13 protein-coding genes are annotated in these 14,951 nt (G+C 36.9%); 3 read left to right on the top strand and 10 right to left on the bottom strand.

All coding sequences use genetic code 11. The annotated features are described in order from the left end of the window. Positions 1–9 precede the first annotated feature (9 nt). The 3 genes from FAZ19_RS18970 to FAZ19_RS18960 all read right to left on the bottom strand — a co-directional run bounded on the left by FAZ19_RS18970 (position 10) and on the right by FAZ19_RS18960 (position 1,418). Positions 10–738 (bottom strand): hypothetical protein, encoded by a 729-nt coding sequence (locus FAZ19_RS18970; RefSeq protein ID WP_136822342.1) that lies wholly within the window; start codon positions 736–738, stop codon positions 10–12. 101 nt (positions 739–839) lie between these two features. After that, positions 840–1,034 carry a hypothetical protein gene (locus FAZ19_RS18965; protein WP_136822341.1) on the bottom strand — a complete coding sequence of 65 codons (195 nt, stop codon included), beginning with the start codon at positions 1,032–1,034 and terminating at the stop codon, positions 840–842. A gap of 72 nt (positions 1,035–1,106) precedes the next feature. Next, on the bottom strand, positions 1,107–1,418 hold the full coding sequence (locus FAZ19_RS18960; RefSeq protein ID WP_136822340.1) for a hypothetical protein: 312 nt from the start codon (positions 1,416–1,418) through the stop codon (positions 1,107–1,109). A 455-nt stretch (positions 1,419–1,873) separates the two neighbouring features. Here FAZ19_RS18960 and FAZ19_RS18955 point away from each other — a divergent pair, with 455 nt between their 5' ends. Then, entirely contained in the window at positions 1,874–2,659 is a 786-nt protein-coding gene (locus FAZ19_RS18955; RefSeq protein ID WP_136822339.1) for a hypothetical protein, read from the top strand. A 214-nt stretch (positions 2,660–2,873) separates the two neighbouring features. After that, positions 2,874–5,303: a S8 family peptidase gene (locus FAZ19_RS18950; RefSeq protein WP_169305704.1), complete on the top strand. Its 2,430-nt coding sequence runs from the start codon at positions 2,874–2,876 to the stop codon at positions 5,301–5,303. A 13-nt stretch (positions 5,304–5,316) separates the two neighbouring features. On the opposite strand, the gene FAZ19_RS18945 is transcribed toward FAZ19_RS18950, so the two are convergent. The 3 genes from FAZ19_RS18945 to FAZ19_RS18935 form a co-directional block, all read right to left on the bottom strand. After that, positions 5,317–6,342, bottom strand: coding sequence for an AAA family ATPase (locus FAZ19_RS18945; protein WP_136822337.1), 1,026 nt, complete (start codon positions 6,340–6,342; stop codon positions 5,317–5,319). A 227-nt stretch (positions 6,343–6,569) separates the two neighbouring features. After that, on the bottom strand, positions 6,570–7,655 hold the full coding sequence (locus FAZ19_RS18940) for a DUF5623 domain-containing protein (protein ID WP_136822336.1): 1,086 nt from the start codon (positions 7,653–7,655) through the stop codon (positions 6,570–6,572). Positions 7,656–8,042: 387 nt separating this feature from the next. Continuing rightward, positions 8,043–8,777 (bottom strand): HNH endonuclease, encoded by a 735-nt coding sequence (locus tag FAZ19_RS18935; RefSeq protein WP_136822335.1) that lies wholly within the window; start codon positions 8,775–8,777, stop codon positions 8,043–8,045. Between the two features lie 483 nt (positions 8,778–9,260). Between FAZ19_RS18935 and FAZ19_RS18930 the strand changes: the two genes are divergently transcribed. Next, positions 9,261–11,444: an ATP-binding protein gene (locus FAZ19_RS18930; protein ID WP_136822334.1), complete on the top strand. Its 2,184-nt coding sequence runs from the start codon at positions 9,261–9,263 to the stop codon at positions 11,442–11,444. A 6-nt stretch (positions 11,445–11,450) separates the two neighbouring features. Here the strand turns inward: FAZ19_RS18930 and tnpA are convergent, their stop codons facing one another. The 4 genes from tnpA to FAZ19_RS18905 all read right to left on the bottom strand — a co-directional run bounded on the left by tnpA (position 11,451) and on the right by FAZ19_RS18905 (position 14,463). After that, positions 11,451–11,579, bottom strand: a complete 129-nt coding sequence (tnpA, locus tag FAZ19_RS24370; protein ID WP_394343995.1) for an IS66 family insertion sequence element accessory protein TnpA — start codon at positions 11,577–11,579, stop codon at positions 11,451–11,453. Between the two features lie 186 nt (positions 11,580–11,765). Beyond that, on the bottom strand, positions 11,766–12,389 hold the full coding sequence (locus FAZ19_RS18920; RefSeq protein WP_136822333.1) for a hypothetical protein: 624 nt from the start codon (positions 12,387–12,389) through the stop codon (positions 11,766–11,768). 409 nt (positions 12,390–12,798) lie between these two features. Further along, positions 12,799–13,365 (bottom strand): hypothetical protein, encoded by a 567-nt coding sequence (locus tag FAZ19_RS18910; RefSeq protein ID WP_136822332.1) that lies wholly within the window; start codon positions 13,363–13,365, stop codon positions 12,799–12,801. 453 nt (positions 13,366–13,818) lie between these two features. Then, the gene (locus FAZ19_RS18905; protein ID WP_136822331.1) at positions 13,819–14,463 is read right to left on the bottom strand and encodes a hypothetical protein; all 645 of its coding nucleotides are present in this window, start codon (positions 14,461–14,463) and stop codon (positions 13,819–13,821) included. Positions 14,464–14,951 lie beyond the last annotated feature (488 nt).

Raw genomic sequence — 14,951 nt, 5'->3', positions numbered from 1 at the left:
TTTGATCTGCTAAGCCTTCTTCGGAAATGGCCAATTCTTATCTGAGCCTTCGCTACTGATCGCTTTTAACGTGTTTTCATCTATCTGGAATTTTTGTAGGATCTCTAGCTTGTACTTATCATTCAGTTTCTGCTCGTATTCGTAATTTAAATCCATATTATTTCTAGCCCTTTCTCTAAGTAAATCAATTTCGCTAGGAGTCTTGCTTTCGGTGTTTTTGAGCGTTATCGGATATTTTTTTTCAGCCAAATCAAGAGCCTTATCCTGTGCAAGAATAAGTGCTTTCCATATATTTTGTCTCTCCTCGGTTGGTATGCTATCTTGTATTGGTATATTCGATTGTTGCTCTATATCGCTATTGAAATATTGAGTTTTAAACGTAGGGTTGTCTTCATTTCGTGCTTTGCTGATCTGTCCAATCCATTGCCCCATGCCACTTTCCATGTGCTCGGTTGTAGTGAATAAGAGGATGTTTACTGCGTTTGGCCTATATACGGATCTGTTAGCTATTGAATCGTAAATATGCTTCAAAAGTCCCTCTATTTCTAATTTGCCCGGATTTAGGTTTGATGCCAATACGATTTTTGCATCATAGAAAGTCTTTGAACCAGATTGTGTAGTGTTTTCCTGTTTGATCTCATAATGTAAATAATCTTTTTTCGGAGAACATGCATGTAGGATGTACGTGGCAATTATAGTTACTATAAGCATGTAGATTAGTCTGGCAGTATATTTCATATCGTCAAGTTTTAGTAAGTCGACGGCTGGATCCGAATATCAACAATCATATTCAAATCTAGCGATTAATTAAGCAGTATTTTATGGGAAACTTTTTTCGTTTAATCCCATTGCTCAATCGCAACACATTCTATATTAAATAGGCACGGGACAAAGTCCACGCGCCAGTGATTTGCACCTATCGGTGCTAGCGGAGGTACCGGAAACATTCCGTCACCAGCGTGGGATTTGCATATACCGGCTCGAGCAGGGGATACCGGAAACATTTCGGCACCAACACGGTGTGAGATTTTCACCACTAAGTTGTTTGCGGAGCACAAAACAAGTCAATTGCAGATCTGATGCTATGTGCTTCCTGCTTCGTCAAATTATGCGTCAAATTCAGCATAGTAAATTATTCTTGTCACTTTCTCGTCGTCCGTTTTATATTCTTCCGAGTTTCGTATGTCCGCATAAAAATCCTGAATAATATTCATTTCTAAAAAATAATCAAATCCAAGGCATTTGGAATTCCGAATGTCTATCAGGTTCATTTCCATTTCGTCTAATGTCAATCGTAGAACCGTTGCTTCCGAATATAATTCAAATTTATCGTTTTGTTTTTTCGCAAAAACCATATGCATAAACTCATCAGAGTCTTCATATAGATTACAGTCTAAAATAATTGTTTTTAAGTTCATTGTCCCTCTCTAAGGTTGCATATAAAGTCCCGGCGGCTTTGCGAAGTAGCGCAGCTCGTAACGAAGCGGATTGCTGATCAACTACTTTTCTAACGCTACTCATTTTAACTCGTAGATCTCAGCTTTCAGACTTCGGTTCGCCAAATACTCTCTATATCGGCATTGCGTAAAAAGTACCAGTAAATGTAATAAAACGATGCGGCTTCTGCATATCCAAGTCGAACATTCGCTACGCATAGTGGACAATGCCGTCAGAATATTTATTATAATATATTTTGTTGTAATGAAAGTAATTCCTATAATTGTCTATGCTTGTTGGTGAGCTGGCTCGTTCGTGCAAAGATCTATTCAGCCAATTAATTGTTTAATAATGCAAACCTGCCTGCTTATTATCCAAACAAGATTACGAACGCAAATACCCAGGATAATGAAGTAGGTCTAAACAGGCATGTATTATGACATCTATTGAGTATCTAAAACTTCAAGCAAAAAATCTTCACAAAGATTTCAAAACCCAATTCTCTTCGTTCGATCCCAAACTACGGCGTAACGTTTACGAGTACGATCCAAAATTTTTCAAGATCGACCTGCTTATAGACGACTTCAATATTAACGAAGAAAACTTCAAGTTAGGAAATGCCCAGCATGTAATTGCTAAGTTATGCGGACTGGAAAAATGGAGCGACCTATCAAAAGCATCATCGGCCAAAATTGAGTTATCAATTCTATTGTATACTAACATGGATAGGGTTGAAGTGCGAGATTGGGATGAATATGTCTCGCATATAGAAACCGAAAATAAAGTAAAGCTAGATGATGAATTCAAGTTGCAAATCTTTAAAGATTTTTTCTTGGAAAGAGAGCAGGACGTTTATTACGAAAGTTATCGACTGTTAAATGATGAAGAAATAGAAATCAAATCGGAACAATATGATTCTGTTTCAAACATTCCTACTGCAAAAATTTCCTCACTACCTTTAACTGAGGAAGATCGTCAGGAATTTATCGAGGCAGCAAATCGCTCATTCGATCGCATCATGAAAAGAATCGAACCAGACAATCCTGAGCTAACTCGTTCGTTGTGGGATGCGGAACGTTATATCGATGAAGAATTATTAAGGCCAGATATGTTGCCCATCGATAGGGACTATGCACTTTCTTTGATTGAGGCCTTCTTAGTTCATCATGTTATTGGACTTGCGGTCAAAGCTGACGAACTAGTAAAGAATCTTAATAAATAACTAATATTCCTGTTCGTCTGCATAGAACGGTACGCTCGTTTTTGATGCTTGCGTATTGTTTTATCTAGTTAATGTCTTTTCATTTACGTGTTAGACGAATAGCAATTCGGAGATTCAAAATAATATATCTGATTTTTTAACGCATTATATCTTGTTAAGTTGTTAAAATTCAGTTATATTGTGTTTAACCAATTAAAAAATGTTTACTATTAATATGAAAAAGCCACATGTTCTGCTCAATACCCAAGTTCAGAAGAATGAATCCGTCACCATGAAATATAATTATGGCTTTGGAGATGATAAAAATTCCGACGAAGCCAAAAAAGACATTGAGAGAAATTACATCAGTATCGGTCAAAATCTACAAAGATCTTACAGAGATTTTAATATAGATAGACGTCAACGCATAATACAACGAAACCAAGAGTTAGCGGTACCATTACATGTCGACTTTGTCCGTATCAACTTTTGGGGACAGTTTGCAGTAAATGATTATTTTGGCAAGTGGTATGAACAGTTTGGACTAGAGATTATCGAAGTTACCAATTTCGGCGCTTCTGTACTCTTTGCTGTCACTGAGCATGATTTTTGCCGCTTTGATACATTCTTATCAGCTGTGGAGTCAGCCATCCGTAATGCCCAGGATCATCAGGATCGCAAATACCCTAAACTGATACATTACATCCAAGATTTTGAACTCCTAACCACAAGGGATATCATAAAGGCAGGCAATACAGATGACGTGTTTATTTTAAAGATAGCCGACCTTAAGGTTCAAAATCAAGTTTTTGATGATTTGAAGGCGAGTCTGGTGAACTATCTCCAGAATCAACAAATAGAGTATATAATAAACTTCGATGTCGGTATTGTAGAGATATACAATAGAGCCGGGCTAGATCTAGAGGAGATCATCAATAACTTTGATGTCGTACTGCAGGTTACATCGGGTCGATCTACGATAATCAGACCAGATATCTTTAACGTCCCCAATCGTACCTATGGGTTCGAAGTTGCCGATGCAGAAAATCTTCCATTAGTCGGAGTTATAGACTCGGGTATTGATTCTGATACACCTTTGGCTCCATTAATTGTTCAGGACGAGGAATTGAACTTAACGAGTACATCCGTTCTGGAAGATAACGTAGATGGCGGCAGAGGGCATGGCACAGCGGTGTCGGCTCTAGTAGCTTTAGGTGCAGAGGCGGTATGGCGAGAGTATAGAGGACGTTTTACTCCTCATTGTAGGTTATTACCGATCAAAATTATAGACTCCGATAGTTCTGCCATATCGATTAGTCGTGTTTTGGATTTGCTCATAAGAGCAAAAGACAACCATCCTCAGATTAAGATATTTACCTTGACTATTAATTTTTGCCAAAGTAAAAAGTACAATGAGCATTATTCTAGCTATGCTTATGCATTGGACAAATTTGCTTTTGAACACGATTGTTTGATTTTTATATCCACCGGGAATAATTCGGATGCTGTTCTCCAAACCAATGGCTATGATTTGGCTTACTTCGGAAATGAAGAAGCCAATCTTTGTAGTCCGGCAGATTCGCTAAATAATGTAACTGTAGGAGCATGTGCCGATTCGCTAAGACAAGAGGGGTACATAGGGATTTCCAATGGTCCAGAGTATCCAACCATGTATAGTCGAAAAGGACATTATCAGTATGAACTGCTCAAAGGTAAGGCCAAGTCCAATAAAACGTTGTTTAAGCCAGATCTAATTATGGCGGGGGGTGATTATTGCTATGGCAATAGAGGGCTTACCGATATAGGCGAGGGGAGTATGCTCTTACTATCCGCAGATCATACTGAAAGCTTCTATAGATTGGTCGGGACTAGCTTTGCCACACCTTTGGCGGCCAATGTTGCTGTGCAGATTCAAAAGCACTATCCAAGTCTCCGTTCCACCTCTATCAAAGCATTGATGCTAAATAATTGTTCGGATAAATTAGTCGAAGATTTGACTGCAAATAAAAGCATGTTGGTAGGGCATGGATGTGTGGATAGCAGCCGAGCCATTTATTCCGATAGCAATACAATCAATTTTATCGTCGAGGATACAATTAATAATGGTGAGCTCAAAATCTTTCCATTAAAATTTCCTAGCTATCTGACAACAGATGATTTAGGGAAGAAGAACGGAGTATTACGGGTAACAGCGACTATCTGTTATCAATTTCTTCCCATAAAGGACAGTCAATTGGGATATTGTCCGGTATTGGTCGCGTTCGGCTTTTTCAGAAATCATGAAGGAGCAGATATACTGAAGAAAGAAGAAAAGGTAAATTCTAGGTTAAAGAGTGGTCTGAAGCTTTGGAGCCAAAACTGTCGATTCAAACAAAAACCCAATCCTTTTTCGAATACGCAAAAATTAAGTTTTGTAGTAAACGTCAACGAACTGATCGATGAAAACAACGTCTTCAAAATAGGTGTCCACTGTCTTACCCATCCGCAACTGAGACCCGGAGAGGATGTGTTTTATCAAAAAGACAATATGTTTTCTATCGCCATATCGATTGAAGAAACTTTGACGGAGAAAAAAATGACAGGAAGATTATATGACGAAATGTTAGCTATTAACGAAGTGCAAAATATACTATTAGGCGACCAAGACCTCGAAGCCGAAGCATAAAAAATCCTTGGCTTTATTGTATTGCCAAGGCTTCCTTTTCTTGTGTAAGTAGATCCTTCCAGATCTGTGTATTAATCATGGGCTTTAGAGCCCGTGTATTTTTTTGTGCAAAAAGGCTACGCTTGATCGAATTGATCAATGTTTTCTGTATGCTGTAGTAGGAGAGACCCTGAGCACCTTCGACGAGCTGTTTCATAGATACCTTCCGGTCAAAGGCAAATTGTCCCTCTTTTAAGACCAATTGAATCAATTCCTGTATCTGCTGTTGATCCGGTAGTTCCAACGAGATTGCCAGATCAAACCGACGTAGCAGTGCTTCGTCGAGCATATCCTTTTGGTTGGTGGCACAGATTACCATACTACTCTGTGGTAGGTAATCAAAGAGCTGCAAGATGGTATTCACCACACGCTTCATCTCTCCGTGATCCTGGCTATAGTCACGCACCTTACCCAGCGAGTCAAACTCATCTATAAAGATGATACAGTCTTCCAGCGCTGCCTTGCGGAATATTTTGGCCAAGTTTTTACTGGTTTCACCCAACTTAGAGGAAACAATAGCACCCAGATTGACCACGATCATCATCTTTTGCAGTTCACCTGCGATTACGTAAGATGCCAATGTCTTACCACATCCCGATGGGCCGTAAAGAAGTAGCTTGTTGGATATCGGTAGTTGGTACTTAGATAGCAGATCGCTATGGCGGTGTTCCTCCAAGAAGTTGACCAGTTTATCTTTAGCAGATGCCGTGCATACCAGGTTGTCCAAGCTATAGTCAGAGGTGAGCTTCTCTAAGATTAGCTCGTCTGTTTCGCGGTCTTGAAGACTTTGATAGTGCGATGGCGAGCCCACCTTTTGTAGGGGGCTATGTTGCTGCTTGCGTATGCTGTCTTTGAGCAGCGATTGCAATTGCAGGGCAAAGTTTACCTTTTTGCTGTTCTTGTTGTGTTCGATAAATTCGGTCAACGTAGACAATAGCTTCTCCTGGTCGTTTTCCAACCCGAAGCGTGCAATGTCTTTTATGTAATCTTGTTGTCCCATTTTATCTTTTGCTATAAATTCGCGACTGCAAAGGTACGAAATGTGTTGAGTACAACTCAACACATTTAGGTTTACTTACATAAAGATAGCAAATTTCAGAATGAATTGATAGCATTCAGTAATTTTTTATATTGTGGAAGCAGAGATTTTGACTTTAATTTTCATTTATTAGGCAGAGTATGCTACAAAAAGTAACGTGTCCTGTCAATTAGCATTAGTTAAGAACTTTAGGAGAATGGTTTGGGCATAATGTCCCCAACTCTTCCTCGACGAACAGCTTCCTGAAAATGATCTAAAATTTTATGCTGACGATCAGCAACCCCCCACTCGCGTAGGATCTCTAAGCATTTTTCGTGGTTCACATTGCCATTCTTAGTGTATGGCGCATCACGTTCAAAGAAAAAATGTTCCGCTCCATTGAAATCTAGGTCAGACAGCAGGTCTACTTCTTTCACGGTCCCTGACAGCGAGCGGCTCCATAGAGGACAGTAATCTCTGTTGAAAAGAACCTCTGTTCCATCATCAAGCGTGCACTTACCATAAGGGAGATAAAGGCGTAACGGTCTGTACTTTGATAGATTGGGTTGCGAGCGTAATACAGAAACTTCATGACGACCAGCTTCAAAGGTACCAGCATCATTAAAGCCAACCACAACATCACTCCGCATATCATGATTGAATACTAAAAGAAGTTCTTTGGTCTGTTTAAGTTGTACAAAAGTACCGCTACGAAGTTGTCGTTTTGGTGCACCCTTTACTCGTATGCTTTTTGGCCAGCTTTCGAGTTTATCCAATGCATTGTCGAATTGGCCTAGCAATTTTTCTAGAGATTTACAATCATGATATGCACTCAAAAGAATCTTTTTTGCCTGCCGCAATAACGTACGAAGCTGCGCTTGTCTCCTTGCTGATGGTATGTCATCCACGAATTCTGTGTGGCTTCCATAATAAATGCTGTTAAATTCCGCATTACCCATGACAGATGGACCATACTCTTCACCAAGCCAGCTATCCAAATCGACCCTAATTTGAAATAGAATCTTATGCGCTCTTTTGTGGTAGGTTGTTTCTTCAAGTAGCTCGGCGAGTATCTTGCCAATTTTCTTGTGCCGTCTGGTAGACATATTCCTGTTGGGACGCTGCCCAAGTACTCTGCCATATATAACATCGTGGATAGCGATTTCATCAGGGGTCGGTGATGCAGGTCGTTTAGGAAGATTTTGTTTAAGCCGAATTTGCACTTGTTTTATTTCTTTAATATAGTGCATCCAATTCTTGTAACCATATTCTAAGGCAATCATGTCTAGAGCCATTGTGTGGGTTAATCCGCTAGTCTTACGGTTTTCTTTAGCTTTTCTTTTAAGAAATTCGGCTGTAGGCCGTGTAGGTTTTTTATTCATTTGAAACTCCTAAATCTCGCCAGAAAAAACGTCATTCGCCTACCGCTTCCCGAAACGAGAAAAAGGGTTAAATAAATTATTTAAAAGCGGTGCTGATACAACTGCGCTAAGACGAATGGCAGGCTTCCGCTTAAAGCCATATACAAATTTATATATTTATTCGGAATTATTTCGATACCTAGTAAAATAATTGTGATTTCTAATAGTTAAGCTACCTAATATAACCTTTACCATCTCCGTAGTTTTTTGCGCCATCCTTTTGTGTCAGGTGCATCTTTTGTAACAATGACCAAAATCACGTTATTCGTTGGCTAAATTTTCGAGATCTATTTTAATAATTTCTGGGTTTTCTTTCCTCTTAATAATTATAGTTGCAACAGTCCATTTATCACTTTTTGGTTGATGAGAAAACATAGGTTCTAATCCTCTTTCTCCAAATATATAGTACCCCTTATTTTCGATTTCATCAATTAATTTTTGTAGCTCATACCCAATTCTGACTTTGTCATGTGCTTCAATCATTCCACTTATATCACCATAATCAATTAAAGCTTGAATAAAACCCCCAATAAAGTTCATTTCTTCTTCGCTTTTTATGTCATCATAGTCGGTTCTATATCCGTAAACTTCATTTATAATGTTAAATAGGTCTTTTCCAGAAGTTATTCTAGATAAAAACTTTGGCTCTTCATCTTTTTGTTCCTTGTCTATTGCGTCTTTTATGGTGTTTTTTACCCAGTTTTCGTGATTAGTTTTAATATACCTTAAAAGTTCTTCGGTGTAAGTATCCGTCAATTCATCTATTTCTTTATGATGGTTTTTACATAATAACAACAAATTTTCATAATTGTCATATTCTTCAAGGCTAGGAATATGGCGGGGTCCAGTTGGTTTTGAACTAATTATATGACATTCTTCTCCAAGATTAAATTCATCGAAAGATACAGTGCTTGTTATTAGTTCAGCTTTACAGATTGCACATCTGTTTCCTGATTTAGCCCATAAAAATTTTCTTGTTTTGTCGGATATTGCCATTCCTTACATTTTTTGGTGCTTTAATACTAATGTCAGGTAAGCCAATATAAAAAATATGACCAAGCTTGACTTATATTAATAATACAATATAGACAAAATCGCGAATATCATAGCGATTGCATCCGTTTTTGTTCGAAGTTTTCCACTATTATTTCAATAAGAGACAATAATGACTTTTTCTTATGTATACTTAAATTTGGACAAATTATACTTTCACGCCTAAATCTTCTGTTACATTTAAATCTGAACTGTTACTCATCTTCAGCAATACCTTAAAATTCCTTGGTAAATACTACCGAGATACCAAATGTCCCGCAAAAATAAAATCTAGTGCTGAATGGCAAACGTTCTTGTAGCATCAAAAGGTATCCTATTAGAGTACGATCCCACTAATTTATTTTAATCAAAAATGTTAGAACTGGTTTATTTTTTTCGAACTTTATGCAATAGGTTTTTTAACCAGCCAGCTAACTATCAGTTAAAATGAGTTACTACGATTTTGCCACTTTAAACAGTACCGATTTAGAAGATTTATTTTGTGATCTTTTAAATGCCTCTGAAAAAAAATATAATTCCAAGCAGGTGTTTAGGACCTTTAGAGAAGGTAAAGACAAAGGGATTGATATTCTTAGCAGCAATTCGAATAGAGAATATCACTGTGTTGGACAAGTAAAACATTATTTTCGTAGTGGTGCTCAATCATTGTTAAGCAACCTTGAGAGGGAGGAAGTGGAAAAGGTTCGTAAATTGAGACCGACTCGCTATCTTTTAGCAACCTCCGTTGATCTGAGCGTCGATAACATAAAGAAAATTAAAGAGCTGTTTGCGCCATATATATTGGATTTGACAGATATTTACGGTTTAAAAGACTTAAATCGCTTGATAGACGAATATCCTGAAGTTTTGCAAAGACATTATAAGCTTTGGTTCTCTAGCACTGATGTTCTAAAAAAAATAATTCAATATGAGTTTTATGGTCGATCGCAGGAATTTTTAGAATCGAACTTGAAGCGTAAGATTAGATTATATGTTGAAACCGAATTGTATAGAATAGCTAGAAAAAAAATTAGGGAGGAAAAGTTTGTGATCATTACTGGAGAGCCAGGATGTGGCAAAACCTCTCTCGCTGAACTTCTTCTATATGAATTAATAGGGGACGATTACGAACTCAATTATCTGCTCGATATAACGGATTTATCGAAGACAATTAGAAACGATGATTCGAAACAGGTGTTTTATTATGATGATTTTTTGGGACATAATGCAGTGGAGATTGAAAAAGCAAAGGCCTCGGAAAAGCATTTTATCCAAACATTACAGCGAATACGTGCTAGAAGTAATAAACTTTTGATTTTGACTACTCGAACTTTTATATTGAATGACGCTGTTGAAGGGTCTGAGAAACTGAAACGTCTGAATCTTTTGGCAAAGCAGTGTACATTACATCTGAAGGAATATAGCAACTCGCTTAAGCAAAGTATGTTAAGTAATCATATCGAAGAAAGCGAGTTGGATAAAGAGTATAAAGAAGTATTGAATAAATATAGTGTTAAAACTTTTATTACTAACCACAAGAACTTCTACCCTCGTTCAATTGAGTTTATTACCAGTGCCGACTATGTAGTATCTAAATCAGCGGAAGAGTTTGAAAAATATATATATGATAATTTTGATACCCCCGACGAGATTTGGCGACATGCATATGTAAACCAGATCGATCAGGCAGATCGGCTCTTACTTAATACGATGTTAAGCTTCGGAGATTCCGTTTCTAGAAATAAATTGGAAAAAGCATTTAACTCAAGGATTAATTATGAGATTTGCTATAACAATTTTCCGCGTCCGCTTAATGCTTTTGAACTCTCTTTTAATAAGTTGGTGGGGGGCTTTATAGCTTTCGAATATTTTGAGGATAACAACTCTTTGAAATTTATTAATCCGTCTTTAGTAGATTTTCTTCTACGTTTCGTGCGCTTAAATCCCGATGAAGTTTTGAGTATTGCAGAGTCTGTCGTTTACACACTTCAGCTGACAAAGAGGTTATTCCCATTACCCAAAACTGTCGAAAACCTAGAAGTACCGACAAGGCTACTTGAAAGATTCGTAGATGATTGCAATGGTTTCTTACTAGAGGATGATTCAGATCATTTGCGAATAGCAATGGTAATGATTTCGTATACAGACTTAGCTGTAACGAGCTCTATAGTCTATAATTGTTTATCGAAAATCAAAAATTGGCTTGACCTTTTTTGTGAATTTGATTCCGTAGAAACTCTGAGGCTGAGTCTTTCGCGGCGAACTCTGCCAGATAAATCTATTGAGAATATAGGAGTTTCTCTTTATTCTCCCATCATAGTTTTTCTGTATGATTTTGAAAAGATATTGGAAACTCGAGATGAAATGGAAGAAGTATATGGATTTTCCATCATGGAGTTATTCGCGTTGAGCGGTAGCCACCAATGGGAAGTATATTTTGACGAGATCTTAAATGAATATATATCTGATTCTCTTGAAGATTTGAAAGACCAAAGTTATACTGTGGGTATAACAGATAAACCGCACGCAAGAGTTTACGAATTTAAAGAAATCGTTATGGAGTGGGGGTTTCAATCTAACCCAGATCTTCAAAGATTTAGCGATTTTGAAGACTCTAAAGAAATAATTTGAAGTAGTCTATTTCAAATTGGTTGCATCTTTTTCCCTCCTCCGCGGAAACCAGTAATAAAACGTCGCCTCATTGATCCCGTTTTTATCGCAGTACCGCTTGTTGCTCATGCCGCTCTGCTGCCAGTCTGCTATCATCGACACAACTGTTCTCTTTTTTCCTGTCTGCTCATGCAGCAAAACTAATTGATCTATACGCGCTAAACAAGATGTACTTGGTGGGGCGGATACATAAGTGTAGGTATCCGATTCCGTTTACCAGAGTTTTCATTTCTTGCCCGTTGGGCAAAACGAAAACTTAGTAATTAGCACTCGTTTTTCTTTCTACCATAATTTCCACCAAGGTTTTTTGTCGGTATTTGCTTGGTTTTGTTGTTGTCTAAAATGTTCGAGTTCGCTTTTCATTTCGTCACCATAAGCAAGTTGTTTAATGGAATATGTTCGCTTGATTTTTGCTTCTAAATCAATTCCTAATTTCTCTGCCAATTTTAGAATGTCGTCAGAAAATATGTTTTCATTAATATTCAAGCCATTTTCTTGTTCTAATGGCTGGTATAAATTGTCAGTAATTTCACCGTCGGATACAAAGAAATGTCTTTTTATAGTGTCGTTATAAACTGTAAATCCAAACGAGTTTGATGTTGTCTGAATTATGAATGTTACGATGTCTGTATCCAGAATTCTTGACAGTTGAAGTAACGCTTCTTCTTCAACCGTGTCAACCATTTCTGGGTCGTGAATTATTGTCCAGCCATTGTCTGTCCAAATTCCTCTTATCACAACTTCGTTATTTGCAAACTCGAAATAATTGTCAAACAAATATTCATTGAAAGTCTGCCAGTCGTCAAATTGTTTGTCTTGTTTGAGGTCAATGTATTTGAATACCGAGAAGATTTCGCCTGCTCTGTCAAAGTGGTTACCCTTAATGGCTATAAAACTGTTTGTCATATTGTGTCGGTATTAAAATGAGAGCTAACTACTTTTTTACTGTAACTCCCTTCGCTAAACAATCTCTATATCCGCATTGCGTATAAAGGTATTGTAAATATAGTAAAATGTTGTAATATAATATGATATCGTTATTGAATGTTTGTTTAGCGACTTGCATATACCGGCGACAGCGGAGGAATTCTGTATCAATAACCAAGAACTTGTCCTTACGAACAAATTGCTTGTAGTTGTCGATATTTATTGTAAAATCCATTTCTTGTTACGGTGTTCGTTGCATTGCAGGTAACGGTTTGCAGCTACCCGAAGGTGGCGATTTCGAAGCACTTCACCGTCAACCAAGAACAAACTTTGATAGGAGCACAAAGCTTGATTTAATCACTGAACCGCCACTTTTGGGTAGCTGCTGTTAGGCTTTGTTTTTATATTCCTTTATTACTTCATCATCCCACACTTGAGCCTCAATGTATTTATCGTATTTAAGTCTTTCTTCTATTTGACACTTTTCTTCTGATGGAATCCCGTATTCATTTATTAAGTCACTTATTTCACTTAACAGAAAAATTTGTCCATTACAATTTTTTCTATATGTTTTTAATTTAGGTTCATCATAAAACTGAAATGACACCATACTATCAGGATAAGTAAAACTTATATGGTCAGGGTTAAAGTCAGTTAAAGGGATTTTTATAACACCAGGATTTATATACCAAGATTTTGCCCAATCACATTCACCAAGTGTAAAATAAAAAGGGTCATTTCTGTTCGGTTTTCCTCCTTTTAAGATAAACTGCTCTCTAATTCGCTTTTCCAATGAAAATCTTAAACCAACATAATTCTCTGGTCTTTTACTATTCCACCCTTCTATGATTTGTTTCTGGATAATCTCGGCTTTCTCAAATCCATATTCAGTAATATTCCGGAATGGGCCGTTGTCAAGTTCGTAATAATGAAATAGGGATTTCGGTATAGTCATAATTTTCTCAAATAAAGCCTAACAATCAGTTTTGCGAAACTGATATACAAAATGTTTCACAAATCCATCACTATAGGCGAATTTCGTTTTTTTATACTTTTTAATTATTTAATATGTTGATATATTGGTGTTTATTTGTTTTTTATTGACGTAAAACGAAACAAAAAAACATATCGCTTCTTACGTGATATATGAATAGCGAAACAGTAAATTGTCATTTTTCCAAAAGTGATCTTTATACCAAAAAAGAAATTATGGTGAACCGTATTTCACAGCGACATACAAGCAGGCTCTCCACCTGCTTGTATATCTTCTAACCTAAAAATGAAAACCCCATAAGCGTAGGTATCCGGTTATGTTCAACAGCGTTTTCATTGTTCGCCCTGCGGACGCAACGAAACCGACCGAAGGGAGCTCAGCGAAGCTAAACTTAATTATTATAGCCAGTTTTTTTTACCAAAACTTCCACCACTTTTTTATTTTTATGTTTTCTTCTGTCTGAACAACTTTATTCTGTTCAACTTTATATTCTTCCAATAGATTTCCGTCAAAGTCATACTTGTAGCGGTTGTATTCCCAGTCTGTTGCCAAAATGTAGTTGTCATAAACGGCAAAATCATCAAAAGCTTCCGCTGTTGTCCAAATGTCTCGTCCACCTTGTTGCCAAATTATTTTTCCATCTTTGTCAAGTCTTGATATTTCGAGTTCTCCGTGAACAACATAGTCTTCGTCAAGATAATGAATTCCAAAACAAGTCATTGTGTCGGCAATTGTTTTCCATTCTAAATCTAAGTTTGGTATTGTTAATTTAAACACAGTATTTGAGCAACAAATTACTATTCCACCATAACTAATTAAAGTTGTATTTCCGTTTATTCCTGTCCCCCCACCTTCTGAACCAATTAAACAACTTGATTTTAATATGTCGTCTTCAAAAATTTCAATTCCAATTTGTGAAGTCAACATATTTCTGTCTCCACTTATAAAAAACTTTTCGTAAGTTTTGATGTTGTCCAATGTGTCAAACCTATAATCAGCTTCGTCAAAAAACTTGATTATTTGTCTTTCTAAAACTAAAACTTCTATTGGCTCTTTCATTTTGTTGGGTCGCCCTAAAATTGGCTATAACATTGTTTTTTTAAGAAACAAAATACAGAAAAGCTTCGTGAAACAACACCTATATTCGTACTTCGTTAAATGACGTGCTAATATAATTAAAATCATGTAGATTAGATGTTTAGATTGAACAATTAGGGATCGCGAAGTAATTTACGGTAAAAAATAAATTAAACAATATGGATAGCGAAAGAATAGTTATTGTATTGAGCGCATGCGTTTACAGTGATATGCTCCCGGTACTATTAAGTCTTATTGGCAATATTTAAAGCTTTTATTGGATGCTATGCTATGCTATGCTGCAACATGAAAATCTTTAAAACTTCCTATAATGAATCCCGATTGGGTATTTCGGAGTAATGGTGCCATTGATTTCGGTCAAACCGTGCCACTTAAAAGATCATACAATTATATAAAAAAGTTATCGTTATTCCTGTTTCAATATTCCCTTTCTCATCGATTCACCTTTC

It is taken from the genome of Sphingobacterium alkalisoli, from assembly GCF_005049105.1.
GTDB lineage: Bacteria > Bacteroidota > Bacteroidia > Sphingobacteriales > Sphingobacteriaceae > Sphingobacterium > Sphingobacterium alkalisoli.
The sequence above is the reverse complement of the archived record's forward strand: the minus strand, read 5'-3'. Positions and strand labels throughout refer to the sequence as shown.